Source organism: Streptomyces sp. NPDC021020, assembly GCF_044333285.1.
Lineage (GTDB): Bacteria > Actinomycetota > Actinomycetes > Streptomycetales > Streptomycetaceae > Actinacidiphila.
On the sequence record NZ_JBIRQQ010000002.1, the window covers coordinates 523,027 to 549,385 of the forward strand.

Here is a 26,359-nt window from a genome sequence, read left to right on the forward strand (position 1 = left end):
AAACCGCCGGTCCGCCGCCCGTGGCGCGGACCGGCGGACGGCGTGGGACCACCGAGGAGAGCGTGTAGCCATGGTCGGAATCAAGGACGTCGCCCGGGCGGCGGGCGTCTCGGTCGGCACGGTGTCCAACGTGATCAACCGCCCCGAGCTCGTCACCCAGGAGACCAGGGACCGCGTCCAGGCAGTCATCAGGGAGCTCGGCTATGTGCGCAGCGAGTCGGCACGCCAGCTGAGGGCCGGGCAGAGCCGTATCGTCTCGCTGCTCGTGCTGGACATGGGCAACCCGTTCTTCGTCGACGTCGCCCGCGGCGCCGAGTCCACCGCCCGGGACGCCGGCCTGGTCGTCACCGTCGCCAACAGCGGGCAGAGCGTCAGCGAGGAGGGCGTCTACCTCTCGCTGTTCGTCGAGCAGCGGGTACGCGGGGTGCTGGTCACCCCGGCCGACCCCACCGGGGCCAGCCTGGAGCATCTGCGCCGGCACAAGGTGCCCTTCGTGCTGGTGGACCGGGTCGCCCCGGGCGCCGCGGAGTGCTCGGTGTCGGTGGACGACGTCACCGGTGGCGCGCTGGCCGGCCGGCATCTCGTCGGCGCCGGCCACCGCCGGATCGCCTACATCAGCGGCCCGCCCAACCTGCAGCAGGTGCGGGACCGGCGGATCGGTCTGCTCCAGGCGCTCGCCGAGGGGGGCCTCGGCCCCGAGTCGTTGCTGGAGATCCAGGCCAGCCGCCTGGACGTCGCCGCCGGCCGCGACGCCGCCTCCCGACTGCTGGGCGTGGCCGAGCGGCCCACCGCCGTCTTCTGCGCCAACGACCTGCTCGCGCTGGGCGTGCTTCAGGTGGTCTACGCGGCCGGTATCGCGGTTCCGCGCGACCTGGCCATCGTGGGATACGACGACATCGAGTTCGCCGCCGCCGCGGTGGTCCCGCTGACCTCGGTACGGCAGCCCGCCGCCGAGATGGGCCGGCTGGCCGCGGAGCTCCTCATGGAGGAGACCGGCCCGGACGCCGCACAGCACCGGCACCAGCAACGCGTGCTCATGCCCGAACTCGTGGTCAGGGGTTCGAGCCTCCCGACGCGCTGACGCCGGGAGGCCCGAACCCCTGGTTCCTGCTGCTCAGTTCTCGTCGCGCGAGTCGCCCGCACCGGCTTCCGCCACGAGGACCACGTCGAGACGGCGGGGTCCGTGGACGCCCTCCACCCGGTCCAGCTCGATGTCGCTCGTGGCGGAGGGCCCGGAGATCCACGTCAGCGGGCGCCGCGGATCGAGCCGTTCCAGCCCCTCCGGCACCGACACCACGACCTGCTGGGGCACCCGCACCACGCAGATGTGGTGGTCGGGGATCAGGGTGACGCGGCGCCGCCCCTGGTCGCCACCGCCGTCCAGGACGATGGTGCCGGTCTCGGCGATCGCGACGGCGCAGCCCGTGACCACGGTGTCCACCCCGTCCAGCTCGCGCGCTGTGGCCGCCGGGTCGTCCGCGACCCGGGCCGGGCCGCCGTCGGGCAGCCACTCCACCGGCAGCGCGTTCGGCACCATGACGCTGCGCGACCCGCGCTCGGCGAGCAGCCGGGCGATCACGGCGGGCAGCCCGGCGGTGTCCGTGCGGTGCACGACCGCCCGGTAGTCCGCGAGGTTCTCGGCCAGCAGATCCACCGTGCCGTGCTCGTCGAGGTCCTCGTGCCGCCGCAGGTAGCCGCGGGTCACGGCCTGCCCGTAGCCGGGGTCCCCGGCGGGCACGTCGGCGAGCGCGCGCCGTACCCGGCCGAGGACGGCCTCCCTGCTGCTCATGTCCCGGTGTCCTTTCTGCCGTGGGTGCGCTGCCACCAGTCGCGGAAGGGCTCCGCCGGAACCGGGGGCAGGTCTCGGGTCGCGGTCCACGCCCGGCCGGGGCCGGGCAGCGTGCGGGGGTGCAGGCGGCGGGTGCGCGACGCGAGCCGCTGCCCCTGCCGCAGCACGCCCGGGTGGTCGAACACCCAGCGCCCGGCGCGCATGGCGGCGCGTTCGGCGGCGTGCCCCTTGGCGGGCTTGACGGTGGTCCGCACACCCTCCCGTGTGGCCTCGCCGCCCTGCACGACCCTTTCGCGCAGGTGGACCAGCACTTCGGGGATGTCGATGGCGACCGGGCAGACCTCGTAGCAGGCCCCGCAGAGCGAGGAGGCGTAGGGGAGTGAGGCGTCCAGTGCGGTGCCGGTGCCGCGCAGTTGCGGGGTGAGGATGGCGCCGATCGGACCGGGGTAGACCGAGCCGTAGGCGTGGCCGCCCGCCCGCTCGTACACCGGGCAGACGTTGAGGCAGGCCGAGCAGCGGATGCAGCGCAGCGCCTGGCGGCCGACGGTGTCGGCGAGCGTGTCGGTGCGGCCGTTGTCCAGCAGCACCAGGTGGAAGTCCCGCGGCCCGTCGCCGTCGGTGGTGCCCGTCCACGTCGAGGTGTACGGGTTCATGCGCTCGGCGGTGGAGGACCGGGGGAGCGTCTGGAGGAAGACCTCCAGGTCCCGCCAGGTGGGGATCACCTTCTCGATGCCCGCGACCGCGATCAGCGTCTCCGGCAGCGTCAGGCACATCCGCCCGTTGCCCTCGGACTCCACCACGACCAGGGTGCCGGTCTCGGCGACCATGAAGTTCGCGCCGCACACGCCGACCTTCGCCCGCAGGAACTTCTCCCGCAGGTGCAGCCGGGAGGCCTCGGCCAGCTCGGCGGGCTCGTCGGACAGCCCTTCCGGGGCGGGACGGCCCCAGCGGGACATCCGCGAGGTGAAGATGTCGCGGATCTCCCCGCGGTTGCGGTGGATCGCCGGCACCAGGATGTGCGACGGGCGGTCGTCGGCGAGCTGCACGATCAGCTCGGCCAGGTCCGTCTCGTACGCGCGGATGCCCTCGGCCTCCAGCGCCTCGTTCAACCCGATCTCCTGCGTGGCCATCGACTTGACCTTGACGACCTCGGTCTCGCCGGTCGCCCTGACCAGGTCCGCGACGATCCGGTTCGCCTCGGCCGCGTCGGCCGCCCAGTGCACGGTGCCGCCGGCGGCGGTGACCGCCTGCTCCAGCTGCTCCAGGTAGCGGTCGAGATGGCGCAGCGTGTGGTCCTTGATCTGCCGCCCCGCCTCGCGCAGCTCCGCCCAGTCCGCCAGCTCCCCGGCGGCGCGGGCGCGCTTGGCGCGGATGGTGTGCGTGGCGTGCCGCAGGTTCGCCCGCAGCGTCGGGTCGGCCACCCCCTTCGCCGCGGCGCGCGGGAAGGACGGCATGCCCAGATACGTACCGCCGCTCATGCCAGGGGCTCCTCTTCGGTGCTCGCCAGGATCTCGGCGATGTGGACGGGGCGGGTGCCCGCCTTGAGCCGGGCGGCGGTGCCGCCGATGTGCATCAGGCAGGAGTTGTCGGCGGCGCACAGCACCTCGGCGCCGGTCGAGACCGCGTTGCGTACCTTGTCGGCGCCCATCGCCGCGGACACGTCCGCGTTCTTCACCGCGAAGGTGCCGCCGAAGCCGCAGCACTCCTCGGCCCCGGGCAGCTCGACCAGCTCCAGGCCCCGCACCGCCGTCAGCAGCCGGTGCGGGCGGTCGCCCAGTCCGAGCGAGCGCAGCCCGTGGCAGGTGGGGTGGTACGTCACGGTGTGCGGGTAGTACGCGCCGACGTCGGTCACGCCGAGGACGTCCACCAGGAATTCCGTCAGCTCGTACGTCCGCGGCACCACCTCGGCCACCGCCCGGGTCAGGGTTTCGCCGCGGCCCTCGGCACGGGCCCGCGCCCCCATCCGGGGGTACAGCTCGCGGACCATCGCGCCGCACGAGCCCGAGGGCGTGACCACGGCGTCGTATCCGGCGAAGACCTCGGCGAAGCGGAAGGCCAGCGGCTCGGCCTCGTGCCGGTAGCCGGTGTTGTAGTGGGCCTGGCCGCAGCACGTCTGGGCAGCGGGGAAGTCGACGTCCACACCCAGCCGGGTCAGCAGCCGGACGACGGCGCGCCCGGTGTCCGGATAGAGCGTGTCGTTGACGCAGGTCAGGAACAGGGCGACGCGCATCCGGCTCCCCTTCTTCGGTCGTTCGTGTGCGGATCGTCCCCCGTTGTCAGGGCCGTCACGCGGCGACCCGCCGGGCCGCCGCGTCCCAGTCGGCCGGGTTGCCCGACGGCTCGTAGCGGGTCAGCGGCTGCGTCCGCGCGATCAGCGCGCGGGCCGCGGCGCGGTCGGGCAGCAGCCCGTGCGCGCGCGCCTGGACCAGGACGTTGCCGAGCGCGGCGGCCTCCGGCGGTCCGGCGACGACCGGGAGTCCGCAGGCGTCGGCGGTCAGTCGGCACAGCAGCGCGTTGCGGGCCCCGCCGCCGACGACGTGCACCACGTCCACCGGCCGGCCGGACAGCCGCTGGGCGTCCAGGATCGCGGTGCGGTGGGCCAGGGCGAGCGAGTCCAGGACGCATCGGGTGATCTCGGCGGGCGTTGCCGGGACGGGCTGGCCGGTGGCCCGGCAGGCGTCGGCGATACGGTCCGGCATCCGGCCCGGCGCCAGGAACGCGGGGTCGGCGGCGTCCACGACCGACCGCAGGCCCGGCACTCGCGCGGCCTCCTGCAGCAGCGGCACCGGATCGGTCGCCTCCCATTCGCGCATGCACTCCTGGAGCAGCCACAGGCCCATGACGTTGCGCAGGTACCGGACGGTGCCGTCGAGGCCCAGCTCGTTGGTGAAGTTGGCGGCGCGGCTCGCGTCGGTCAGGACGGGGGCGTCGAGTTCGAGCCCGGCGAGCGACCAGGTGCCGGTGCAGATGTAGGCGAAGTGCTCGCCGCCCGCGGCGGGCACGGCGGCGACCGCGGAGGCGGTGTCGTGCGAGCCGACCGCCGTGACGGGCACGGGCCCGTCGAGGCCGGTCTCCGCCAGGACGTCGGGCAGCAGCGTGCCGGCCGGGTCGCCGGGTCGGCGCAGCGGGGCGAACAGGACCAGGTCGACACCGGCGGCCGCGGCGACCTCGGGCGCCCACCGGCCGGTGCGCGGATCGAGGAGCTGGGTGGTGGAGGCGTTGGTCAGCTCGGTGCCCCGCTCACCGGTGAGCCAGTACGTGATCAGGTCGGGGATCAGCAGCAGCCCCCTCGCGGCGGCATACTGCGGTGTCCGCCGCGCGGCGGCGAGCTGGTAGAGGGTGTTGAACGGCGCGTACTGGATGCCGGTCGCCGCGTACAGCCGCTCCGGCGGCAGCGCGCCCCACACCCGCTCGGCGACGCCCTCGGTGCGGGCGTCGCGGTAGTGCACGGGGTTGCCGAGCAGCTGCCCGGCGGCGTCCAGCAGGCCGTAGTCCACCGCCCAGCTGTCCACGCCGGCCGAGTCCAGCCGTCCGGCTGCCGCGCCCGCCGACCGCAGCCCGTCGAGCACCCCGCGGTAGAGCCCGAGGATGTCCCAGTGCAGGGTGCCGCCGGTGCGCACCGGCCGGTTGGGGAAGCGGTGGGCCTCGGTGAGGTCCAGGGTTTCCGGCCCGACGCGGCCGAGCATCACGCGCCCGCTGGACGCCCCGAGGTCGACCGCGGCGAAGGCGCCGGTGCGCGGGCTCATCGCAGGAAGGCGGCGGCGACGCCGGCGTCGACGGGGATGTGCAGGCCCGTGGTGTGGCTCAGCTCCCCGCCGGTGAGGGCGAAGACGGCGTTGGCGACGTGTTCGGGCAGCACCTCGCGCTTGAGGAGGGTGCGCTGGGCGTAGAAGGCGCCGAGCTCGGACTCCTCCACCCCGTAGACGGCGGCGCGCTTCGCGCCCCAGCCGGCGGCGAAGATGCCGGAGCCGCGGACCACGCCGTCGGGGTTGACGCCGTTGACGCGGATGCCGTGCTCGCCGAGCTCCGCGGCCAGCAGCCGCACCTGGTGGGCCTGGTCGGCCTTGGTGGCGGAGTAGGCGATGTTGTTGGGCCCGGCGAAGACGGCGTTCTTGGAGGCGATGTAGACGATGTCGCCGCCGAGGCCCTGCGCCAGCATGACGCGGGCGGCCTCGCGGGAGACGAGGAAGGAACCGCGGGCCATGATGTCGTGCTGGAGGTCCCAGTCGCGGGCGGTGGTCTCCAGCAGCGGCTTGGAGATCGAGATCCCGGCGTTGTTGACGACCAGGTCCACCCCGCCGAAGGCCAGCAGCGCGGCGTCGAAGGCCGCGGCGATCTGCTCCTCGTCGGTGACGTCCACGGTCACCGGCACCGCCCGGTCGGGACCGCCCAGGTCGGCGGCCACCTGCGCCGCGGCCTCGGCGTTGAGATCCGCGACGACGACACACGCGCCCTCGGCGGCGAGCCGGTGCGCGATGGCCTTGCCGATGCCCGACCCCGCCCCGGTGACCAGGGCGATCCGGGTGGCCAGCGGCTTGGGCGCCGGCATCCGGCGGAGCTTGGCCTCCTCCAGCTCCCAGTACTCGATCCGGAACTTCTCCGACTCCTCGATCGGCCGGTAGGAGGAGACGGCCTCCGCGCCGCGCATGACGTTGATCGCGTTGACGTAGAACTCGCCCGCGACCCGGGCGGTCTGCTTGTCCTTGCCGAAGGAGAACATGCCGACGCCCGGGACGAGGACGATCGCCGGGTCCGCGCCGCGCATCGCGGGCGAGTCGGGCGTGGCGTGCCGCTCGTAGTAGGCGGCGTAGTCGGCGCGGTAGTCCTCGTGGAGCTCGCGCAGCCGGGCGAGCGCCTGGTCCAGCGGGGCGGTGGGCGGCAGGTCCAGCACCAGCGGGCGGACCTTGGTACGCAGGAAGTGGTCCGGGCACGAGGTGCCCAGCGCCGCCAGCCGGGGGTGTTCGGCGCGGGCCAGGAAATCCAGGACCACGTCGGAGTCGGTGAAGTGGCCGACCTGCGGTCGGTCGGTCGAGGCCAGCGCCCGCAGCGCGGGCGCGAGCGCGGCGGCGCGGGCCCTGCGGTCCTCCGCCGGCAGCGGCTCGTGGCCGGGCAGCACCGGGCCGAAGGGCTCGGGCCGGCCGCGCTCGGCGAGGAACACCTCGGCGGTGCGGATGATGTGCAGCGCGTTGGCCTCGCACTCCTCGGAGGTCTCTCCCCACGCCGTGATGCCGTGCCCACCGAGGATGCAGCCGATCGCCCGGGGGTTGGCCTGTTTGACGGCGGCGATGTCAAGGCCGAGCTGGAAGCCCGGGCGCCGCCACGGCACCCACACCACCGCGTCGCCGAAGCACTCCTTCGTCAGCTCCTCGCCGTCCGCGGCGCAGGCGAGCGCGATGCCGGAGTCGGGGTGCAGGTGGTCGACGTGCGCGGCGTCGACCAGGCCGTGCATCGCGGTGTCGATGGACGGGGCCGCGCCGCCCCTGCCGTGCAGGCAGTAGTCGAACGCGGCGACCATCTCGTCCTCGCGCCCGACGCCCGGGTAGATCTCGGTGAGCGCGCGCAGCCTGTCCAGCCGCAGCACCGCGAGGCCGCCCTCGGTGAGGGTGCCGAGGTCGCCGCCGGAGCCCTTGACCCACAGCAGCTCGGTCTCGGCGCCGGTCGCCGGGTCGGTCGCGGTGCCCTTGGCGGACGTGTTGCCGCCGGCGTAGTTGGTGTTGCGCGGGTCGGCGCCCAGCCGGTTGGAGCGCGCCAGCAGGGCGCTGACCTCGGGGGAGGACTTCATGACGGGAATTTCCTTCGGATGCTCGGGACGGGTTCCGGAACGGGCGGGAGGACGTGGGGCGCGGCGGGGTCAGGCGCCCCAGCCGGCCTGGGTGCCGCCGACGCGCTCGGCGACGATCCGCTCCTGCCAGCCGGAGGCGCGGTAGGCGGCCAGCGGGTCCGGGTGCAGCCCCATCTCCTCGCGCACCTCCCGCAGCAGCGGCCGGACGTCGGTGTTGTAGGCGTCCATCAGCACCGCGTTGGCCTCCAGCACGTCGCCGCTGCGCTGCGCCGCGCGCAGCGCGTCGAGGTCGACCAGCAGCGCCTTGGCGGTGGCCTCCTGCACGTTCATCACCGAGCGGATGACCGCGGGGATCTTCGCCTCGATGTTGTGGCACTGGTCCAGCAGGAAGGCCACGCCCGTCTCCGGCGCGAAGCCGTCGTTCTGGGCGACCTCGTGCAGGATGCGGAACAGCTGGAACGGGTCGGCCGCGCCCACCATCAGGTCGTCGTCGGCGTAGAAGCGGGAGTTGAAGTCGAAGCCGCCGAGCTTCCCCTCGCGCAGCAGCTGGGCCACGATGAACTCGATGTTGGTGCCCGGGGCGTGGTGCCCGGTGTCCACCACGACCTGCGCCCTCGCGCCCAGCTTCAGGCAGTGCAGGTAGGCGGTGCCCCAGTCCGGGACGTCGGTGGTGTAGAAGGCCGGCTCGAACAGCTTGTACTCCAGCAGCATCCGCTGGTCCTCGCCGAGCCGCTCGTACACCGCCGCCAGCGCCTCGGCCAGCCGGTCCTGCCGGGCGGTGACGTCGTCCTGACCCGGGTAGTTGGTGCCGTCGGAGAACCACAGCTTCAGGTCGCGCGAGCCGGTGGCGTCCATGATGTCGACGCACTCCATGAGGTGGGCCAGTGCCTTGCGCCGCACCGCCGGGTCGGGATGGGTGACCGAGCCGAGCTTGAAGTCGTCGTCCTGGAAGACGTTGGCGTTGATCGCACCGAGGCCGATGCCGCGTTCCTTCGCGTACGCGGCGAGCGCCGTGTAGTCGTCCACGCGGTCCCAGGGGATGTGCAGTGAGACGGTCGGGGTGACGCCGGTCGCGGCGTGCACCTGCGCTGCGTCGTCCAGCTTCTCGAACGGGTCGCGCGGGACACCGGGCTGGGCGAAGACCTTGAAGCGGGTGCCGGAGTTCCCGTACCCCCACGACGGCGTCTCGATCTGCTGGGACTTGAGCGCCGCCTTCACGGCCGGCAGGTCAGTCATGGGCACTCCTGGAGCGGTATACGGGCGCGGTGGGCGGAATCGCTCGGCGCTGTCCGGCCGCGGCCGGACAGCGAAGGGGGTCACCCTTCTTTTATGAATCGATTCATCGACACGATATGCAGGTCGCAAGGCTCCTGTCAATGACGAGGATCAGCATCGTAGGGTGGTTGTCGGCCCGTGGAGGGATGAAAGTTGAAACAATTCACCCTCAGGTAGGAAGATCACGCCGGGCGCCGGGCGCCGGGCGCGCCGCCGGGGCCTCATGGGCGCGCGCCGGCCCGTTCCAGGAGCTCCTCCACCGGCGTCGCCTCGTACACCCGGCGCCCCAGCAGTACGGCGGCCGCGGACGTCCAGCCGTGCAGCTTGATGGTGCCGTACCGCTCGTTGGGCAGGTCGAGTCCGCCGGTGACCACGTTGTACTTCTCGTACAGCTCGCCGGTGGCCGTGAAGTGCCCGACCAGGCAGCCGGTGAAGCCCTCGGCGGCCTGCCGTCCGGCGTCGTGCAGGCCGTACCGGTCCAGCCCCCAGGACGCCACGATCACCAGCGGCGCCCAGCCCGCCGGGTACATCCACTGGACGTCCCCCTCGCCCATCCCCTCGTGCGGGCTCGGCAGGGCCCGGTCGGTGACGGTCAGCCCGTACGGGTGCCGGAACCGCTCCAGCGCCTCCGCGCTGCGGCGGGCCTGCTCCGGCGTCGCCACCCCCGCCCACAGCGGCCAGTAGCCGCAAAGGCTCCAGTGCGCCAGGCGCCGCCCCCGCACATGGTCGTAGTCGAAGAAGAAGCCCTGCTCGTCGTCCCAGCACAGCGTCCGGATCAGCTCGGCCCGCTCCGCCCCCTCGGCCCGCCAGCGCCGCGCCTGCGCGGGCAGGTCCAGCAGGTCGGCCAGCGCGGCCAGCACCTCGGCGTAGCGGACCAGGGCGCAGTTGGTGAGCAACGGGGCCACCCGGCGCACGTCGCCGTCGTAGATCGGCGTCCAGTCCAGCCCGGTCTCCGCCTCCGCCGCGAGCCGTGGGTCCAGGGCGGGGTCCCCGAGGTCGGCGTTGGTGGCCAGGCCGCAGGCGGTGCGGTGGTGATCGGCGTTCCAGTAGCCGGTGTACTCCGCGACCAGCGCCGGGTACGCCCGCTCCAGCAGAGCCCGCTCCCCGGTGCGCCGCAGCAGGCGCAGCACGCTGTCCGGGAAGACGGGAACCTGCGAGCGGGTCCGCAGGGCCTCCTGGTTGGCGTTGGGCATGAAGCCGTAGCGCTCGATCATCGCCACGTAGTTGACGACATGGGCGCGCACCAGGTCGTCGCGGCCGTGGACGAGCAGCGCGAGATTGCTGAACCAGGTGTCCCAGGCGAACATCGAGCGATACCAGGGCGGGCCGACGCGACCGCCCCCCGAGGCGTAGGACTCGGGCAGGAAGAGCACGTTGGCGTCGGCGCGGATCTCCTCCTCGTGCGCGGTGACCAGGTCCTCGTCCCACCAGGTGCGGATGCGCTCGTCGAGCAGGCGCCATGCGGAAACGCTGTCTTCGGGTGGCACGGGTTGCTGCCCTTCCTGGGAGGCCGAGTGGCGGGCGGAGGTTGAATGGGTTCAACCACCCTAGCGGCCGGAAGGTCCGGATTCGAGCCCGGCGCGGAGAACCTCCGGGTCGGCGCCCGGGTGCCCGGTACCTGGGTGGGAGCCGTGTCACCGGTGGTGCGCGAGGAGGTTCCGGTCCGGAGGGTTGACCCCGGTGACGGGCTGGGCCACAGTACCGGAGGCGGGGGGTGAAACCTTTCATGCCTCCTTGCGGCTGTCTGCCCCCACGTTCCCCGCCTCCGTGACCCGCGCGCGGAGCCCCCGAGCCGCCCCGCCGGTGACCGGCGGCCGATGCGGCAGGACCTTCCCAAGGTGAAAGGACGATCCATGGCGACACCGGACCTCCCCGACCACTCGTCAGCGCCCGGCCCGGCCCCTTCCGTGACGCGCCCGGGCCGCAGGGCGGTGCTCGGAGCCGCCGCGGGCGCCGCGGCGGCGCTGGCCCTCGGCGCGGGCCGCGCGTCCGCGTCCCCGGCCCTCGCCGCCGGCCCGCTGGTGCTGGACAGCACCGCGGACGCGGTCGGCATCTGCTACAGCATCTGGCACAACCTCGCCGCGGGCCCCGGCCGGACGGTGTACGACAACACCGACATCCTGAGCACCGCGCAGGCGACCGGCAATCCCCCCGCCTGGGGCCCGCTCAACGCCTTCCACTACTGGGGCCGCCCGGCCACCGGCTACTACCGCTCGGACGACACCGCCGTGCTGCGCGCCCACGCGAGTCAGCTCAGCGCCGCCCGTGTCGACTTCATCGCGGTGGACGCCACCAACGTCCAGGGTGCCCGCGACTCCGGCAGCGACGACCTCTACTACAGCCCGATGCAGGTCCTCCTCGACACCTGGCGCGACATCAGGGCCGCGGGCGGCACCACCCCCTACGTGGTCCCCTGGGTCGGCACCGCCGCGTCCGGCCCCGACCCCGCGGGCCCCGGCCGCGAGACGTGGAACGCCTTCTACGCCTCCGGTGCGTACGACGACCTCTTCGTCACCTACCAGGGCAAACCGCTGCTGCTCACCACCGACCAGCTGCCCGACGAGCTGCGGGCCCACTTCACCCTGCGCAAGATGTGGGGCCTGCAGGGCGCCCTCGCCGAGCAGGAGTGGAGCTTCCTCCAGGACTACCCGCAGAACGTCGGCGTGTCGGGCGGCGCGCCCGAGCAGGTGGCCGTCTGCACGGCCCTGCAGCACAGCTACATGACGGCCCCCGACGCGGTCGGCCGCCAGGGCGGCCGGACCTGGCGCGACCAGTGGAGCCGGGCGTTCGACGTGCGCCCGAAGGTGGCGATGCTGACCTGGTGGAACGAGTGGATGGCCCAGCGGTTCGAGGACGAGTCGGGCAACACCCGCTTCGTCGACAACTACGACGAGCCGTACAGCCGTGACATCGAGCCCATGGACCCGAACCAGACCAACACCCACGCGGACATCTACTACCAGTGGATGAAGATCTACGTGAACGCGTACAAGAACCACGACCCCTTCCCCACGAACCTCGTCCAGTCCTGACCCCGCCCGGCGCGGCCCGGACCCGTGACGCCCCTGTGCCGGGCCGCCCGGGGTGTTGCTGTTATCACATATATCTACTACCGTGAGGAGAAGGTCGGAACAAGATCGGCAGTGACAACCGCAGTCACCCAAGGAGCCCTCCGATGGCCACTCCGAAGTTCGCCCACGTCGTCTTCCAGACCGGCCGGCCGGCCGAGATGCGGGACTGGTACTGCACGGTGCTCGACGGCCATGTCGTCTACGGTGACGCGGCGCTGACCTTCGTCACCTTCGACGAGGAGCACCACCGGATCGCCCTGATCAACCGCCCCGGTGAACTGGAGCCCAAGAAGCCGACGACGGCCGCCATGCACCACGTCGCCTACACCTTCGACGGCCTCGACGCGCTGCTCGACCGGTACGTGCTGCTGCGGGACAAGGGCATCACCCCGGCCGTGTGCATCGCCCACGGCGTCACGACATCGATGTACTACCAGGACCCGGACGGCAACTTCGTCGAGATGCAGATCGACAACTTCCCCGAACCGGACCAGGCCACCGCGTACATGAACGGCCAGGAGTACGCCGGTGACTCGGTCGGCCCCGCCTTCGACCCCGAGCAGATGCTGCGCGAGCGGCGGGACGGCGCGCCGGTGGCGGAACTGACCGCGCGGTCCTGGTCGCTGCGGGCCGAACTGCCCGATCCGATGGGCGTGTTGCTCGGCGCGTCCTGACGGCCAGGTCCCGAGGACCCGGGGAGGCGCCCTTCCCGAAAACCCCTAGTGCTGGAGTGCTCGATGCGTGTTGCCAACCTTGCCGGACGGCTCGTCCTGATCGACGCCCGCGGTCACGCGGTGGACGTGGAGGGGGCGAGTGGCGGGCGCTTCGCCGCCGAGCCGCAGGCGGTGTTCACGCGGTGGGCGGACTTCCGTGCCTGGGCGTCGGCCACCGAGCTGCCCGCCGGTGAGCCGTTCGACCCCCGGGACCTCGGCTCCCCGGTGCCGCAGCCGCGCCAGGTGCTGGCGGTCGGGCTCAACTACCGTGACCACGCGGCCGAGTCGGGGTTCGGCGTCCCCGACACCCTGCCGCCGGTCTTCACCAAGTTCGCCTCCAGCATCACCGGACCGGTCAGCGAGGTGGTGGTCCCCGAGGGCGGCCACACCGACTGGGAGGTCGAACTCGTCGCCGTCATCGGGGCCGACGCCCGGAACGTGCCCGAGAGCGAGGCGTGGAGCCACGTCGCCGGGCTCACCGGGGGGCAGGACCTGTCCGAGCGGATCACCCAGTTGCAGGGTGTCAGCGCGCAGTTCAGCCTCGGCAAGTCGCTGCCCGGCTTCACGCCGATGGGCCCCTGGCTGGTGACGCCGGACGAGTTCGCCGACCCCGACGACGTCGAAGTCAGCTGCTCGGTCAACGGCGAGCAGGTGCAGAAGAGCCGGACGGCCCAGCTGATCTTCTCGGTGCCCCGCCTGGTCGCGGAGCTGTCGGCCGTGCTGCCGCTGCTGGCCGGTGACGTGCTGTTCACCGGCACCCCCGGCGGTGTCGGCATGGGCCGCGACCCGCAGCGCTGGCTGGCCCCCGGCGACGTGCTCGTCAGCCGTGTCGAGGGCATCGGGGAACTGCGCCAGACGTTCACGGCCCCGCCCCCGGCCGCCTCCTCCTGACCGGCCGGCGGGCTCCACCCCCGCAGAAGGGCTCACCGCATGTGCATCAGCGACAGGACCAGGCGCGACTTCTTATGATCCGCCGCGGCGGCCGGGGCCGCCCTCGCCGGGGCGCAGGCGCTGGTGGCGCCCGGCACCGCCCACGCCCGGGAGGCGGCGGCGGTGGCCGCCGGCCCCGGCGGGAAGGTGGCCCTGACCAACGTCCGGGTCTTGGACGGCCGGACGCTGAGCGCCCCGCGCACCGTCGTCGTCGACAACGGGGTGATCGGCGTCAGCGCGCTCGGGGCCCGAACGATCGACGGCCGGGGCGCGGCCCTGCTGCCCGGCTTCGTCGACGCGCACGTCCACCTGACCGACCTGGACACGCTGGCCGCCCTGGCCGGTCACGGCGTGACCACCGGCCTGGACATGGCGTGCTTCCCGCCCTCCCTCGTCAGCTCGCTGCGGAACCGCCGAGGCCTGACCGACATCCGCAGCGCGGGCACTCCGGCCGTCGCGCCGGGGAGTCTGCAGAGTCAGTTGCCGGCCTTTCCGCCCTCCGGTGTCGTGGACGGCCCGGACGAGGCGCTGCGGTTCGTCGGGCAGCGGGTCGCCGAGGGATCGGACTACGTCAAGATCATCCTCGATGTGCCCGGGCTGAGCACCGACACGGCGAAGGCGCTGACGGTGGCGGCGCACGCGTTCGGCAAGGCCGTCATGGCCCACGCGGCCTACGCCGCCACCGTGGCCGAGGCGCTCGACGCCGGCGTGGACATGGTCCACCACGTGCCGCTCGACACCGCCCTCGACCAGGCCGCCGCCGCGCGCTACGCCGCCAGGGGCACGGTCGCGGTGCCGACCCTGACGATGATGGAGGGCTTCGGCGTTCTGGGCATCCCCGGCCTGAGCTACGCCGCTGCGGAGAGCAGCGTCGCCGCGCTGCACCGCGCCGGTGTGCGGATCCTCGCCGGTACGGACGCCAACCTCACGCCCGGCATCCCCGTGCAGCCCGCCTACGGCCTCGGCCTGCACCACGAACTGGAGCTGCTGGTCGCGGCCGGGCTGTCCACCGCCGAGGCGCTGACGGCCGCGACGTCCGGGCCCGCGCGGTCCTTCGGCCTGAGCGACCGCGGGGTGATCCGCCCCCGCTACCGTGCGGACCTGGTGCTGGTCGACGGCGACCCGCTCGCCGACATCACCGCGACACGCGCGATCCGGCGGATCTGGGTCGGCGGCGTCGAGTACCCGCCCGCCTGACCCGGGCGGGCCTCCCGGTCACTGCCCGGACGGCTGCCCGGACAGGGCCGCGATCGCGATCCTCTCGTTGCGGGCGAGGTGCGCCTCCGTGGCGGCCGCGGCCGTGCCGGGGTCGCGGCTGCGGAAGGCCGCGACCATGTCCCGGTGGGCCTGCCGGCGCCGCTCGTGCTCACCGGGATCCGGGTCCAGCCGGCCGAAACCGATACGGATGTAGCGCTCGCCCGCCCGCCACAGCGTGGTGAGGACCCGGATGTCCCAGGCGGTGGCGGCGGGCGCCAGCAGGGCCAGGTGGAAGGCGTCGTGGCCGTCGTAGATGTCGGCCATGCCGCGCTCCCGGTGGCCGAACCCGGTGGCGACGGCGTCCAGCCGGTCCAGCTCCTCGTCGGAGAGAAGGACGCAGGAGCGGCCGGCGATCTCCGGCTCGAGGCTGCGCCGCAGCCGGTAGATGCCGTGCAGGTCGTCCAGGTTGAGCGGGGTGACCACGGCGCTGCGCCCCGGCCGGGTGATGACCAGGCCCTCGCTCTCCAGGCTCCGCAGCGCCTCGCGGATCGGGATGAAGCTGATGCCGAGCATGCCCGCGAGCTCCCGCAGCGAATACTGCTCGCCCGGCGCCAGCACCCCCGCGAGGATGGCCCTGCGCAGCTCGTCGGTGGCCTGCTCGACCACCGACCGGGACGTGATGGGCTGTACGGCGTCCCGGGGTGTCGCCACGATGTCGTCCTCGCCTCGCCGCTTGACGTGTCGATATCAACTATAGCGACGCCTCCGCGTCCGGCGGTACGCTATATGTGATAACACCCGCTCGACCAGGGCAGGTGTACGGCGCCGGACCCGGCGACGGCGAAAGGACGAAGCGTGAGCGACGACGCCAACGGCACCGGCTGCCTCTTGTGCGCGATGGAGGAGGCCGAAGCGTCCGCGCGGGTCTTCCGCGACTCCCTGTGGGCCGCCGAGATCGCGCCCGGCTACGAGGTGCCCGGCTGGTTCTTCCTGCGGGCCCGCCGCCACGCGGAGCTGATCACCGGCCTCGACGACGCCGAACTGGCCGCTTTCGGCCGACGCGCGCGGGACCTGGTCGCTGCCGTCACCGAGGCCACGGGCGCCCCCGCCACGTATCTGCTGGTGTTCGGCGAGAACTACCGGCACTTCCACGCCCTGGTCGCCGCCCGCGGCGCCGACGTTCCCGTGGAGCGGCGTGCCGGTGACCTCCTCAAGCTGCGCGCCGAGCGCCTCGACCCGGCGGCCGCGGCCGGGCTGCTGCCCGCGGTCCGTACGGCCTACGAGCGGCTCGCGGGCGCCCCGGCGGTCTGAACCGCCGTGCGCAACCGGGTGGGGCCGTGGACGGTGCTACGAACCCCGGCCCCACCCGGTCATTCGACCAGGTCCAGCGCGGCGGCCACGACGCTGTCGGCGTCGATGCCGTGGGCGCGGTAGACCTCCTCCAGCGAGCCGGACTGGCCGAATCGCGTCACGCCCAGCGTGCTCAGCGGCACCCGGTGGACGCCCGCGAGGAAGGCCAGGGTGTGCGGATGGCCGTCCAGGACGGTCACCAGCGGAGTGGCCCGTGAGGCCGGGAAGGCCTGGTCGAGCACCCAGCTGTCGCCGTCGCCGTGGCCGGAGCGGGCGTCCAGGGCCCGGAAGAGCAGGCCGGGGCTGGTGACACACACGACGTCTGCGGCGATGCCGAGGTGCTGGAGCCGATCGGCCGCCTCCAGCGCCTCGGTGACCACCGCGCCCATCGCGGCGACGGTGACGCGTGGGTCCGCGACCCGCCGCAGCGGGTACGCGCCCGCCACCACCTGGCGGCGGCGCCGCTCGCGGGCGGCGGGGTCGGCGGGCACGGCGGCCAGCGACTGGTCGACCGGCCGGGTGGACAGCCGCAGGTAGGCCGAGCCGCCGTCCGGCCGGCCCAGACGGCCCAGCGCGTGCAGCAGCGTCCACTCGGTGTCGAGGGCGAACGCCGGCTCCCACGTCGTGCAGCCCGGCTGCTCGATACCGAGGGAGGGCGTCGTCACGGACTGGTGTGCGCCGCCCTCGGGGGCGAGGGTGACTCCCGAAGGCGTGCCCACCAGGATCGACTGGCCGCCCGCGTAGATGCCGAACGACCACGGCTCCAGGGCGCGTTGCACGAAGGGGTCGTAGAGCACGCCGATCGGCAGCAGTGGCCGGCCCCAGCGGCTCCAGGTCGCCCCCAGCTCGCCGAGCAGCCCGACGAGGTTGGTCTCGGCGATGCCCAGCTCGATGTGCCGGCCGGCCGGCTGCTCGCGCCAGTGCAGCAGCGTCTCGCCGTCGTCGTGGAACCAGTCGACGCGCTCGGCGGGCGCCCACACGCCGACCTTGTTGACCCAGCCGCCGAGGTTGGTCGACGAGCTGACGTCCGGGCTGACGGTGACGACGCCGCGGGCGGCCTCCGGCGCCGCGCGCGTCAGGTCCAGCAGGAGGCGGCCCAGCGCCGCCTGCGTCGTCGCGCTGCCGGCGGGGGTGCGCCCGAGGTCCGCGGGCACCGGGGGAGGGGCCGTGGGCACCACGGGCTCCCGCCGCAGCCGCGCACCCGCCTCCGCGCACACCCGGGCGGCCGCGGAGCCGGCGGGGAAGGGCTCCCAGGGCCGGTCGGCGTCGGCCCCGGTACGGGTGGCGAGCTCGCGCACCTGGGCGTCCGTCAGCAGCGAGGAGTGGTTCTGCGGGTGGCCCTCGACCGGCAGACCGTAGCCTTTGACGGTGTAGGCGAGGATGACGGTGGGCCGGTGGTCCTCCACCGACTCCAGGGCGCCGTCCAGCGCGGCCAGGTCGTGTCCGCCGAGATTGCGCAGCGCCCGCAGCAGCTCCGCGTCGTCCAGCCCGTCCAGCAGCGCGGCGACCCGCCCGGCGCCGGGGCCCTTGCCGGGCAGCCGTTCGCGCAGCTCGGCGGCGGGGCAGCGCAGCAGCCGCTGGTACTCCGGGTTGGGCATCGTGTCGAGGCGCTCGCGCAGCTCCTCCCCGCCGGGGCGGGTGAACAGCTCCCGCAGCAGCGTCCCGTACTTGACGGTGACCACCTGCCAGCCCGCTGCGGCGAACATGCCCTCCAGGCGTGTCGCGCCGGGATCGGGCACCACGCGGTCCAGGGACTGCCGGTTCAGGTCGACGATCCACACGATCTCCCCGAGGCCCGCGACCTGCGGGTCGAGCACCGCCTCCCAGATCGCGCCCTCGTCCAGTTCGGCGTCGCCGAGCAGCGCGTACTGCCGCCCGGCCGCGCCGCCCGCTTCCGGGTGGACGTAACGGCGGGCCAGGGCGCCCCAGACGGTCGCGGTGGCGCCGATGCCTACGGAGCCGGTCGAGTAGTCCGCGGGGTCGGGGTCCTTGGTCCGGCTCGGGTAGCTCTGGAGGCCGCCGAAGGCGCGCAGCGTCGGCAGATAGGCCGCGTCGAGCCTGCCTTGGAGGTAGTTGACGGCGTGCAGGACGGGCGAGGCGTGCGGCTTGACCGAGACCCGGTCCTGCGGCCGTAGGTGGCGGAACCACAGCGCGGTCATGATCGACACCATGGAGGCGCTGGAGGCCTGGTGGCCTCCGACCTTCAGGCCGGAGGCGTTGGGGCGTACCCGGTTTGCGTGATGGACGATCGCGGTGGACAGCCACAGCACGCGGTCCTCGATCTGGCGCAGCACGCCGGGGGAGATGCCGACGGCGGTACGGCCGGGGGCGGCCGGGGCGGTGCTCATGCGGAAGGGTCCTCCTTGTCCCCGGGCCCGGCGGAGCCAAGGCGGGGGAAGAGCGCGAGGGCGTTGCCGCGCTCCACACCGGCCAGCTCGGCGGCACTCAGGCCCGGGAAGGCGAGCAGGTTGTCGGTGTTGCGCCGTACGGTGGCCTCCGGGGCGGCGGGCCAGTCGGAGCCGAAGAGGACGTGGCCGGCGGTGGTGACCTGGAGCGTGGGCAGCAGCGAGTGGGCGGCGCCCGCGAGCGCGGTGTCGTAGTAGAGGCCGCGCAGCACCTGCGCGACATGGTCGGGGTCGATGTCGGCGTCGTCGGGGCCGGTCCCCATGGTGGTGTGCTCGGCGATCCGCCAGCCCAGGGTGGGCAGCGCGCCGCCGCAGTGCGCGAGGATCAGCCGCAGGCCGGGATGCCGCCGGAAGACCCCGGTGTAGAGGGCGTTGACGACGGCGCGGGCGGTGTCGAAGGGGTATTCGCACACCGAGCTGGGCCGGCCGAAGCCGAGCACGTCCACGTGCGGGCAGTCGGTCGGGTGCAGCAGCACCGGCACCCCGCGCCGGCCGAGTTCGGCCAGGACCGGCTCGTGGAAGGGCCGGCCGGGGTAATGGCCCTGGCCGTTGGACGTCAGCAGCACGCCGTCCAGGCCCAGGACGTCCAGCGCGTAGGAGATCTCGGCCAGCATCGCGTCCGGGCTGTCGTACGGCACCGCGGCGAAGCCGCCGAAGCGGTCGGGGTACGCGGCGATCAGCTCGGCGCACTCGTTGTTGACGGCACGGCAGAAGCGGGTGGCGAAGCCGGGGTCCTCCGGTGTGCCGGCGAAGGGCCAGGGGGCGGAGAGGATCTGGGTGCGGATCCCGTTGCGGTCCATGAAGTCGAGCGCGGCCTGCGGGGTCCAGCCCGCGGGGATCCGGTAGCCGCCGGGCAGCGTGAATCCGGACGCGAACAGCTCGGCGACGGTGCCGCCCAGGTAGTGCGCGTGGACGTCGATGCGGTCGTGGGACATCGGTTCACCTTCTGTCGGGGCCGGAGCGGGGGCGGGCAGGGGCGGGCGGGCCGCCGCTCAGCGTGTCAACGAGGCCGCGGGCGTCGGGGAGCGCACCGTCACCCAGCCAGCCGACCACCTGGTCGGGCCGCACCAGCACGCGGCGGGCGCCCAGGTGCGCGGCGACGTCGCGGGCGGTCAGGGCCGAGAGGTCCACGACCGCCAGCGGCACACCGCGCGCCCGGGCGGCCTCCTCGATCGCGTCCTCGACCGCGCCGCGCCCGGCGGTCAGCAGGGTGAGGCCCGGACCGAGCAGGTCGTACAGCGAGCGGCCGTCGTCCAGGAACAGATGCGGCAGCCGCCTCCCGACCGTCCCGCCCGCGCCCTCCGGGAGGAGTGGGGACGGGCCGATCTGCAGGTCCAGGACCAGGTCCAGGGAGTGGAATTCGGCGGTCTTGGTCTGCCGGATGCGTTCCCCCGCCGCCCGGCGGGCGGTAGCCCCGGCGTCGTCGGGATCGTCCAGGTTGCCGGCCAGCAGCTCGGTGGACAGCACCCGCATGTTCGCGGTCGCCTCCGCGACGACCCGCTCCTGCACCGGCCGCCGCTCGGCCTCGTAGCTGGCCAGCAGCGCGGGGCCGCCCCAGCCGCCGAGCACCGCCGCGAGCTTCCAGCCCAGGTCGACGGCGTCCCCGATCCCGGTGTTGAGCCCGTGGCCGCCGAACGGCGGGTTCAGGTGCGCCGCGTCGCCGGCGAGGAAGACCCGGCCGAGGCGCATCCGGTCGGCGATCTGCATCCGGGCCGTCCACGGGTCGGTCGACAGCACCTCGGCCTGGACCGGGCGCCCGGCGGCGGCGTCGATCAGGCGGTGCGCCTCCCGCTCCCCGGTCTCCCGGTCGACCCCGAAGGCGATCGCCCACCAGGTGTCCCGCCGGTCGAGCGGCCCGAGCAGCGCGGGCGCTGCGGGGTTGACGGGCCAGAACTGCACAGCGGGCCCGTGCCGTACGTGGTCCCACAGGCCGGGACTGCGGAAGACCAGGCCGAAGTTGGGGCGCAGCGCCGAACCGCCGCGGTAGGAGGCGCCGATCTGCTCGCGTACGGTGCTGCGTGGGCCGTCGCAGCCGATGACGTAGTCAGCCGTGACGGTGGCGCGCCCGCCGTGGGCGTCCTCGATCGTGACGGTCACCGCGTCGCCGTCCTGGCTGAGGGCGGCGACCCGCGACCCCAGCACCAGCTCGCACGCCGCCAGCTCGCCGACGGCCTCCCGCAGCACCTCCTCCAGGACGTACTGCGGCGCCTGCTGCCCGGTCTCCGCGAAGCGCTCGCCCTCCGGCACCAGCCCCAGCACGCCGGAGAAGCGGTGCAGCTCGCGGCCGGCCAGCGAGGTGCAGAAAACCACGTCCTGCGACCAGGAGGCGGGCAGCGGTGCGCGCTCGCGCAGCCGTCCGGCCAGGCCCCAGCGGCGCAGGTGCTCCATGGTGCGGACGTTGAGGGTCTTGCAGCGGGGCCGGGCCCGGGACACCGCCGGACGCGGCTCCACGACCAGGCAGCGCACGCCGCGGCGCCCCAGCTCCACCGCCGCGGCCAAACCGACCGGCCCGCCGCCGGCGATCAGCACCGGGACGCTGCGCGGAAGGCGCCCGGGGCCGTGCTCCCCGCTCACGGCCGGCCCGCCGCCCAGGCGGCGCACTCCTCGGCGAACGCCAGCTGCCGCAGGTGCAGCGCGAAGCCGAGGGCGTGGTGATCGATGCAGTGGCCCGTACCGCGCGCGACGGCCGCCTCGACGAAGGGCGCCGCGGTGAACATCGCCGCGAAGCGCGCCACGTTGCCCGGCGCGCTGTCCCACAGGGCGTCGAACTCGGCGAGGGCGTTGTGCACGGGCACGCGGACCCTCGGGGCGAGCGCGGGCAGGTGCTCCGCGGGCCACCGCGGCGCCTGGATCAGCTCCTGTACGGGGACGGGCGCGTACGAGCCGCGCGCCTGCGCCAGCCCCTCGGCGCGGTAGGTGGACGGCGGCCCGAACATCACCCGGTCCCGCTCCTCGTACGGCAGGTCCACCGTCGCGTCCGCGGGCAGCGTGGCGAGCGCCTCGGCCGCCCCACCGGGCGGGATGACGGCGCCCATCCCGGTCGCCGACACGCCGATCAGCGGGAAGCCGGGGTCCCCGGCGGCGATCGTCAGCGCGATCATCCCGCCGATGGAGTGCCCGACCAGCACCACCTGGTCCGCCCCGTAGCGCGCGGCCGCCTGGGCGACGGCCTCGGACAGCAGCTCCGCGTGCCGGGCGAAGGTGTTGGCGTGCGGCTCCAGCGGCGTGCTGCCGCCGTAGCCGGGGCGGTCGAAGGCCACCACCCGGTAGCCGTTCCTCGTCGCGACGTCCATGAACGATCCCGCGGACGAGCCGGCGACGTCGAAGTACCGCGCGTTGTACGTGCCGCCCGGCAGGGCCGCGACGAGGGGCCTCCCGCCCGGCGCGGCGGGGTGGGCGGTGAGTGCGGTGATCGTGTGCTCGCCGACCCGGAACGTCGCGGCGTCGCGCTGCTCGGCCATCTGCGGCCTCCTGACAGAAGGGGGTGCGGGAAGGGGCGCCGGCGCAGGTGCGGCGTGTGCGCGAGACTAGGCGCTATATGTGATAACAGGCAAGAGTCGGGCAGGGCCCGGGCAGACGGCCCGCGGCCGGGCGGCTGTCAGCCGCCGAAGGGCGCGAAATCCTGGGTGATCTGCTTGTGCTCCAGGAAGTCCTCCACGGACGCCAGGCCGCCGAGCCGCCCCACACCGCTGGACTTGTAGCCGCCCTCCTCGAACTCGACGGTGAGGTTGGCCCAGCTGTTGACGGAGATCAGTCCCGCGTCGAGCCGTCGCGCCACGCGCAGTGGCCGGTCGGCGTCCCGCGTCCACACGCAGGCGCTCAGGCCGTACTCGGTGGCGTTGGCGAGCGCGACCGCCTCGTCCTCGGAGTCGAAGACCTGGACGGTCTGCACAGGGCCGAAGGTCTCCTCCTGCACGATCGGCAGCGAGGTGTCGGACACCGCGAGCAGCGTCGGGTGGTAGAAGGCGCCGCCCGCCAGTTCGGGCCGGGTACTGGGGCCGCCCCGCACGAGCGGCTTCGCGCCCGCCGCGATCGCCGCCTCCACCGCCGCGTCGACCCGGGCGACGGACGCCGTGTCGATGAGCGGGCCGATCTCGCTCGCCGGGTCCGAGGCGGGACCGGGCCGTACGGCCTCCAGGCGCCGGGCCAGGGCGGTGGTGAAGTCGTCGGCGATCTCCCGCTGGAGCAGCACCCTGCTGCCGGTCATGCAGAACTGCCCGGCGAAGACCGTGCAGGACTGCACCGCTGTCGCGAGCGCCGCGTCCAGATCTGCGTCGGCGAAGACCAGATGGGGTGTCTTGCCGCCCAGTTCGAGCCCCACCCGCTTGAAGCGGGCCGCCGCCTGCGCCGCGATGACGCGGCCGGTGGCCGTACTGCCGGTGAAGCTGATCACGGGCACCTGCGGCGAGTCGACCAGCAGCCGTGCGACGTCGGAGCCGGACTCGACGACGACGTTGACCGCCCCCGCCGGGATCTCGGGCACGGAGGCGAGGATCTGGCTCATCAGTGCCGCGGTCCGGGCGGCCTGCGCCGGCATCTTCACCACCGCGGTGCAACCCGCCGCGAGGGCCGGGGCCAGCGCGCGGACGCACAGATACGCCGGGGAGTTCCAGGGCACCACGATGCCCGCGACCCCGGCCGGCTGCCGGATCGACAGCGCCTGGCGGCCCGGCCGGGTGTCGGTGACCCGGCCGTGCGGGTGCACCGCCAGGCCGGCGGCGAAGCGCAGCGCGCGCGGGACGAAGTGCGCCTCGAAGCCGGCTTCGGGACGGAGCTTGCCGTTCTCCAAGGTCAGGGTCTCCACGACCTCCTCGGCGCGCGCGACGTACGCGTCGGCGAGGTGGCTCAGGGCGGCGGCCCGCCGCATCGGGTCCAGCCGCCAGGTGCCCTGCGCGAAGGCCCGGTCGGCGGCGTCGATCGCGGCCTGCCCGGTGGCGGCGTCGGCGTCGGCGTACGTGCCGATCTCCTCGCCGGTGGCGGGGTTCACACTGGTCCCGCTGCGGGGCGAGCCGGCCCATGTGCCGTCGATCCAGTGGCGTGTGCGGGTGTCCTCGGTCATGGCGGGCTGCTCCTCGGGCAGGAAGGCGGTGACGGTGCGCGGGACTCGTTCTCAGAGGCGGAGCAGGCGCTCCGCGTTGCCGTGGGCGATCTTCGCCCGGTCGGCCTCGCTGACGGGGGCGGTACGGAGGAAGGCGGTGGCCTCGGCCATGTCCTCGAACGGGTGGTCGGTGCCGAAGAGGATGTGCTCGGGGCCGAGGGCGAGCAGCGCGCACAGCAGGGGTGGCGCCGAGCAGACGCCGCTGGTGGTGATGTACAGGTTGTGGCGCAGGTAGTCCGAGGGCCGCTCCCGGGCGAGCTCCACCTCGTGGTGGTGGTGGAAGCCCCAGCGCGAGTCCAGCCGCCACAGCACGTACGGCAGGCCCTCGCCCATGTGCCCGAGCAGCAGCTTCGCCTCCGGGAAGTCGTCGAAGACACCGCCGAAGACCAGCCGCAGGACGTGCGAGGCGGTGTCCGTGCCCCAGCTCCACATCGGGCCGATCAGCTCGGGGTGGCCGCCCAGCACGTGCGGGGTGTCCACACCGTTGGCGGGATGGAGGTAGAGCGGCACGTCAAGGCCCTCGGCCCGCTCCCAGACCACGCGCAGCGCAGGGTCGTCGAGGTAGCGGCCCTGCGTGTGCGCGTTGACCAGCGCGCCGCGCAGGCCGAGCCCGGTCACCGCGCGCTCCAGCTCCGCGGCGGCCGCCGCCGGGTCCTGGAGCGGCAGGGCCGCGAAGCCCGCGAAGCGGGTGGGACGGTCGGCGACGACCCCGGCGAGCAGGTCGTTGACCGCGGCCGCGCGGGCGACGGCGGTCCGGGCGTCCGGTTCGGCCTGGATGCCGGGGGAGTTCAGCGACAGCACCTGCATGTCCAGACCGGCCGCGTCCATCTCCGCCAGCCGCTCGCCGGTGAGGTCGAGCAGCCGCTGCGAGGCCTCCTTCCACCGCGCCGGCTGGGCGATGGACGCCGACCCGGCGCCGTAATCCACCAGGTCGGGCGTGACGAAGTGCTCCTCAAGGCCGATGGTCCGCACTGACGCCGCCTTCCGGATTTCACTTATATGCATTGACTTCCTGGATAGTGAAACGTAGCTTCCGTCGGTGTCAACCCTCGCGCACCGTCCCGGGCAGGACGCGGTCGCGCATCCGGAGCACGCAGTCAGACGGAGGTGTCCTGATGGGATCGGCGGATCCGGCCGCGGGCGGCCCGGGCGCGGACGGGCCGGCCGTCCCGGCCCGCGACGGCACGGAGGACACCGTGGACGTCGCGGTCGTCGGCTACGGCCCGGTGGGCATGGCGCTCGCGGGACTGCTGGGCCGCGCGGGCCACAGCGTGCTGGTGCTCGAACGCTATCCGGGCCTGTACAACCTGCCGCGCGCCGCCAGCTTCGACGACGAGACCATGCGCACCCTGGCCCGGCTCGGGGTCGCCGGCGAACTGCTGCCGAAGCTGCGCGTCCAGCCCACGTACGAATGGCGCAACGCCCGCCGCGACCTCCTCATCGAGCAGCGCTTCGCCGAGGTGGGCCGCAGCGGCTGGGCGGAGTGGTACATGATGTACCAGCCCGACCTGGAGGACGCCCTCGACCGGGTCTGCCGCTCGGCGCCCCGGGTGGACGTACGGCACGCGCACCGGGTCGTCGCCCTGGAGCAGGACCCGTCCGGCGTCCGGCTCACCGTCGACGGCCCCGGCGGGCGGCGCCGGCTGGCCGCGCGCTACGTGGTCGGCTGCGACGGGGGCAACAGCTTCGTCCGCTCCGCGCTGGGCACCGGCCTGCACGACTACGGCTTCGCCGAGCCCTGGATGGTGTGCGACTTCCGCTTCCGCCGCCCGACGGCGGTCCCGCCCGCGCTCCAGCTCGGCGACCCCGCGGGCCCGACCTCGATCATCTCGCTCGGGCCCGCGCACCACAGGTTCAGCTTCATGCTCGACTCCGCGGACGCCTTCACCACCGAGCGTGCCCCCGCCCGCGTCTGGGAACGTGTCGGCGGCTTCCTCGCTCCGGGTGACGCCGAGCTGATCCGGGTGGCGACGTACACCTTCCGTTCCCTGGTGGCCGACCGGTGGCGGCACGGCCGCGTCCTGCTCGCCGGCGACTCGGCCCACCAGATGCCGCCCTTCCTCGGGCAGGGCATGTGCTCGGGATTCCGCGACGCCCAGAACCTCGCCTTCAAGCTGGACCTCGTCCTGTGCGCCGCCGCCGACGACCAGCTCCTGGACACCTACCAGCAAGAACGCGAGCCGCACGTACGGGCGGTGACCGAGCGGGGTATCGAGCTCGGGCATCTCCAGACCCTCCGCGACCCCGAACGCGCCGCGGAGCGCGACCGCGCCCTGCTCGCCCGGCGCGCGGTGGGCGCGGCACACGAACCCGTACGCCTCCCGGATCTGGCCGAAGGGATGTTCGCCCGCACGTCGGGGCCGGGGCGCGGGCAGTTGTCGACGCAGGGCGTGGTGGACGACGGCCTGCGCCGTGACCTCCTCGACCAGGTCGTGGGCGGCGGCTTCCACCTGCTCCTGGCGCCCGGCCTCGGACCGGAGCCGGAGCGCCTTCCCGTGCTGGGCGCCCTGACCCGGGCAGGCGCGTCCGTCGTCGCCCCGGGCGAACGGTCCGGCCGTGCCGCGGGCGTGCGCCACGTCCACGACGTCGACGGCACCTATCGCCGGTGGTTCGCCGAACTCGGCTGCTCGGCCGTCGCCGTCCGGCCCGACTTCTACGTCTTCGGCACCGCCCGCGGCCCCGAGGCGACCGCGCGGCTGGCCGGCGAGCTGCTGGGCGCGATGACCGGTCCCGTACCGGCGGGCTGACG

At 73.9% G+C, this 26,359-nt stretch carries 21 protein-coding genes; 7 read left to right on the forward strand and 14 right to left on the reverse strand.

Translation table 11 applies throughout. From position 1 onward, the window contains the following. Nucleotides 1-70 precede the first annotated feature (70 nt). The gene (locus ACH4SL_RS06675; protein WP_398442316.1) at nucleotides 71-1,081 is read left to right on the forward strand and encodes a LacI family DNA-binding transcriptional regulator; all 1,011 of its coding nucleotides are present in this window, start codon (nucleotides 71-73) and stop codon (nucleotides 1,079-1,081) included. Between the two features lie 33 nt (nucleotides 1,082-1,114). Here ACH4SL_RS06675 and ACH4SL_RS06680 read toward each other — a convergent pair whose 3' ends face one another. The 7 genes from ACH4SL_RS06680 to ACH4SL_RS06710 form a co-directional block, all read right to left on the reverse strand. After that, nucleotides 1,115-1,789, reverse strand: coding sequence for a lactate utilization protein C (locus tag ACH4SL_RS06680; protein WP_398442317.1), 675 nt, complete (start codon nucleotides 1,787-1,789; stop codon nucleotides 1,115-1,117). Then, nucleotides 1,786-3,267 carry a lactate utilization protein B gene (locus ACH4SL_RS06685; protein ID WP_398442318.1) on the reverse strand — a complete coding sequence of 494 codons (1,482 nt, stop codon included), beginning with the start codon at nucleotides 3,265-3,267 and terminating at the stop codon, nucleotides 1,786-1,788. The genes ACH4SL_RS06680 and ACH4SL_RS06685 overlap by 4 nt, the downstream gene beginning before the upstream one ends. Continuing rightward, a complete protein-coding gene (locus ACH4SL_RS06690) occupies nucleotides 3,264-4,019 on the reverse strand; it encodes a (Fe-S)-binding protein (RefSeq protein ID WP_398442319.1) in 756 nt (251 codons plus the stop codon). The genes ACH4SL_RS06685 and ACH4SL_RS06690 overlap by 4 nt, the downstream gene beginning before the upstream one ends. Before the next feature lie 55 nt (nucleotides 4,020-4,074). Then, on the reverse strand, nucleotides 4,075-5,535 hold the full coding sequence (locus ACH4SL_RS06695; RefSeq protein ID WP_398442320.1) for a rhamnulokinase family protein: 1,461 nt from the start codon (nucleotides 5,533-5,535) through the stop codon (nucleotides 4,075-4,077). After that, nucleotides 5,532-7,571, reverse strand: coding sequence for a bifunctional aldolase/short-chain dehydrogenase (locus ACH4SL_RS06700; protein WP_398442321.1), 2,040 nt, complete (start codon nucleotides 7,569-7,571; stop codon nucleotides 5,532-5,534). Before ACH4SL_RS06700 ends, ACH4SL_RS06695 begins: the two co-directional genes overlap by 4 nt. Nucleotides 7,572-7,640: 69 nt before the next feature. Continuing rightward, nucleotides 7,641-8,807, reverse strand: coding sequence for an L-rhamnose isomerase (gene rhaI, locus ACH4SL_RS06705; protein WP_398442322.1), 1,167 nt, complete (start codon nucleotides 8,805-8,807; stop codon nucleotides 7,641-7,643). 260 nt (nucleotides 8,808-9,067) lie between these two features. After that, nucleotides 9,068-10,333: a trehalase family glycosidase gene (locus ACH4SL_RS06710; RefSeq protein WP_398442323.1), complete on the reverse strand. Its 1,266-nt coding sequence runs from the start codon at nucleotides 10,331-10,333 to the stop codon at nucleotides 9,068-9,070. Between the two features lie 366 nt (nucleotides 10,334-10,699). Between ACH4SL_RS06710 and ACH4SL_RS06715 the strand changes: the two genes are divergently transcribed. The 4 genes from ACH4SL_RS06715 (at nucleotide 10,700) to ACH4SL_RS06730 (ending at nucleotide 14,757) form a co-directional block, all read left to right on the forward strand. Then, the gene (locus ACH4SL_RS06715; RefSeq protein ID WP_398442324.1) at nucleotides 10,700-11,878 is read left to right on the forward strand and encodes a hypothetical protein; all 1,179 of its coding nucleotides are present in this window, start codon (nucleotides 10,700-10,702) and stop codon (nucleotides 11,876-11,878) included. A gap of 143 nt (nucleotides 11,879-12,021) precedes the next feature. Further along, on the forward strand, nucleotides 12,022-12,591 hold the full coding sequence (locus ACH4SL_RS06720; RefSeq protein WP_398442325.1) for a VOC family protein: 570 nt from the start codon (nucleotides 12,022-12,024) through the stop codon (nucleotides 12,589-12,591). A 63-nt stretch (nucleotides 12,592-12,654) separates the two neighbouring features. Next, nucleotides 12,655-13,521, forward strand: coding sequence for a fumarylacetoacetate hydrolase family protein (locus ACH4SL_RS06725; RefSeq protein ID WP_398442326.1), 867 nt, complete (start codon nucleotides 12,655-12,657; stop codon nucleotides 13,519-13,521). Nucleotides 13,522-13,683: 162 nt separating this feature from the next. Beyond that, complete coding sequence (locus ACH4SL_RS06730; RefSeq protein ID WP_398442699.1) at nucleotides 13,684-14,757, forward strand: amidohydrolase family protein; 1,074 nt, start codon at nucleotides 13,684-13,686, stop codon at nucleotides 14,755-14,757. Nucleotides 14,758-14,775: 18 nt separating this feature from the next. Here ACH4SL_RS06730 and ACH4SL_RS06735 read toward each other — a convergent pair whose 3' ends face one another. After that, nucleotides 14,776-15,468, reverse strand: a complete 693-nt coding sequence (locus tag ACH4SL_RS06735) for a GntR family transcriptional regulator (protein ID WP_398442327.1) — start codon at nucleotides 15,466-15,468, stop codon at nucleotides 14,776-14,778. Nucleotides 15,469-15,612: 144 nt separating this feature from the next. Here ACH4SL_RS06735 and ACH4SL_RS06740 point away from each other — a divergent pair, with 144 nt between their 5' ends. Next, the gene (locus tag ACH4SL_RS06740; protein ID WP_398442328.1) at nucleotides 15,613-16,068 is read left to right on the forward strand and encodes a hypothetical protein; all 456 of its coding nucleotides are present in this window, start codon (nucleotides 15,613-15,615) and stop codon (nucleotides 16,066-16,068) included. Nucleotides 16,069-16,127: 59 nt separating this feature from the next. Here ACH4SL_RS06740 and ACH4SL_RS06745 read toward each other — a convergent pair whose 3' ends face one another. The 6 genes from ACH4SL_RS06745 to ACH4SL_RS06770 form a co-directional block, all read right to left on the reverse strand. Continuing rightward, on the reverse strand, nucleotides 16,128-18,455 hold the full coding sequence (locus tag ACH4SL_RS06745; RefSeq protein ID WP_398442329.1) for a transketolase-like TK C-terminal-containing protein: 2,328 nt from the start codon (nucleotides 18,453-18,455) through the stop codon (nucleotides 16,128-16,130). Next, a complete protein-coding gene (locus ACH4SL_RS06750) occupies nucleotides 18,452-19,447 on the reverse strand; it encodes an amidohydrolase family protein (protein WP_398442330.1) in 996 nt (331 codons plus the stop codon). The genes ACH4SL_RS06745 and ACH4SL_RS06750 overlap by 4 nt, the downstream gene beginning before the upstream one ends. 4 nt (nucleotides 19,448-19,451) lie before the next feature. Beyond that, a complete protein-coding gene (locus ACH4SL_RS06755; protein WP_398442331.1) occupies nucleotides 19,452-21,086 on the reverse strand; it encodes an FAD-dependent monooxygenase in 1,635 nt (544 codons plus the stop codon). Then, entirely contained in the window at nucleotides 21,083-21,973 is an 891-nt protein-coding gene (locus tag ACH4SL_RS06760; protein WP_398442332.1) for an alpha/beta hydrolase, read from the reverse strand. The genes ACH4SL_RS06755 and ACH4SL_RS06760 overlap by 4 nt, the downstream gene beginning before the upstream one ends. Nucleotides 21,974-22,110: 137 nt before the next feature. Continuing rightward, the gene (locus ACH4SL_RS06765; protein ID WP_398442333.1) at nucleotides 22,111-23,571 is read right to left on the reverse strand and encodes an aldehyde dehydrogenase family protein; all 1,461 of its coding nucleotides are present in this window, start codon (nucleotides 23,569-23,571) and stop codon (nucleotides 22,111-22,113) included. 51 nt (nucleotides 23,572-23,622) lie between these two features. Then, complete coding sequence (locus ACH4SL_RS06770) at nucleotides 23,623-24,582, reverse strand: amidohydrolase family protein (protein WP_398442334.1); 960 nt, start codon at nucleotides 24,580-24,582, stop codon at nucleotides 23,623-23,625. Between the two features lie 143 nt (nucleotides 24,583-24,725). Between ACH4SL_RS06770 and ACH4SL_RS06775 the strand changes: the two genes are divergently transcribed. Beyond that, complete coding sequence (locus ACH4SL_RS06775; protein ID WP_398442335.1) at nucleotides 24,726-26,357, forward strand: bifunctional 3-(3-hydroxy-phenyl)propionate/3-hydroxycinnamic acid hydroxylase; 1,632 nt, start codon at nucleotides 24,726-24,728, stop codon at nucleotides 26,355-26,357. The last annotated feature ends 2 nt before the right edge of the window (nucleotides 26,358-26,359 follow it).

Coding starts and splice junctions, on each gene's coding strand:
- ACH4SL_RS06775 (WP_398442335.1), top strand. CDS start 24,726: ATGGGATCGGCGGATCCGGCCGCGGGCGGCCCGGGCGCGGACGGGCCG.
- ACH4SL_RS06745 (WP_398442329.1), bottom strand. CDS start 18,455: ATGAGCACCGCCCCGGCCGCCCCCGGCCGTACCGCCGTCGGCATCTCC.
- ACH4SL_RS06680 (WP_398442317.1), bottom strand. CDS start 1,789: ATGAGCAGCAGGGAGGCCGTCCTCGGCCGGGTACGGCGCGCGCTCGCC.
- ACH4SL_RS06765 (WP_398442333.1), bottom strand. CDS start 23,571: ATGACCGAGGACACCCGCACACGCCACTGGATCGACGGCACATGGGCC.
- ACH4SL_RS06675 (WP_398442316.1), top strand. CDS start 71: ATGGTCGGAATCAAGGACGTCGCCCGGGCGGCGGGCGTCTCGGTCGGC.
- ACH4SL_RS06725 (WP_398442326.1), top strand. CDS start 12,655: ATGCGTGTTGCCAACCTTGCCGGACGGCTCGTCCTGATCGACGCCCGC.
- rhaI (WP_398442322.1), bottom strand. CDS start 8,807: ATGACTGACCTGCCGGCCGTGAAGGCGGCGCTCAAGTCCCAGCAGATC.
- ACH4SL_RS06750 (WP_398442330.1), bottom strand. CDS start 19,447: ATGTCCCACGACCGCATCGACGTCCACGCGCACTACCTGGGCGGCACC.
- ACH4SL_RS06695 (WP_398442320.1), bottom strand. CDS start 5,535: ATGAGCCCGCGCACCGGCGCCTTCGCCGCGGTCGACCTCGGGGCGTCC.
- ACH4SL_RS06700 (WP_398442321.1), bottom strand. CDS start 7,571: ATGAAGTCCTCCCCCGAGGTCAGCGCCCTGCTGGCGCGCTCCAACCGG.
- ACH4SL_RS06720 (WP_398442325.1), top strand. CDS start 12,022: ATGGCCACTCCGAAGTTCGCCCACGTCGTCTTCCAGACCGGCCGGCCG.
- ACH4SL_RS06685 (WP_398442318.1), bottom strand. CDS start 3,267: ATGAGCGGCGGTACGTATCTGGGCATGCCGTCCTTCCCGCGCGCCGCG.
- ACH4SL_RS06715 (WP_398442324.1), top strand. CDS start 10,700: ATGGCGACACCGGACCTCCCCGACCACTCGTCAGCGCCCGGCCCGGCC.
- ACH4SL_RS06760 (WP_398442332.1), bottom strand. CDS start 21,973: ATGGCCGAGCAGCGCGACGCCGCGACGTTCCGGGTCGGCGAGCACACG.
- ACH4SL_RS06690 (WP_398442319.1), bottom strand. CDS start 4,019: ATGCGCGTCGCCCTGTTCCTGACCTGCGTCAACGACACGCTCTATCCG.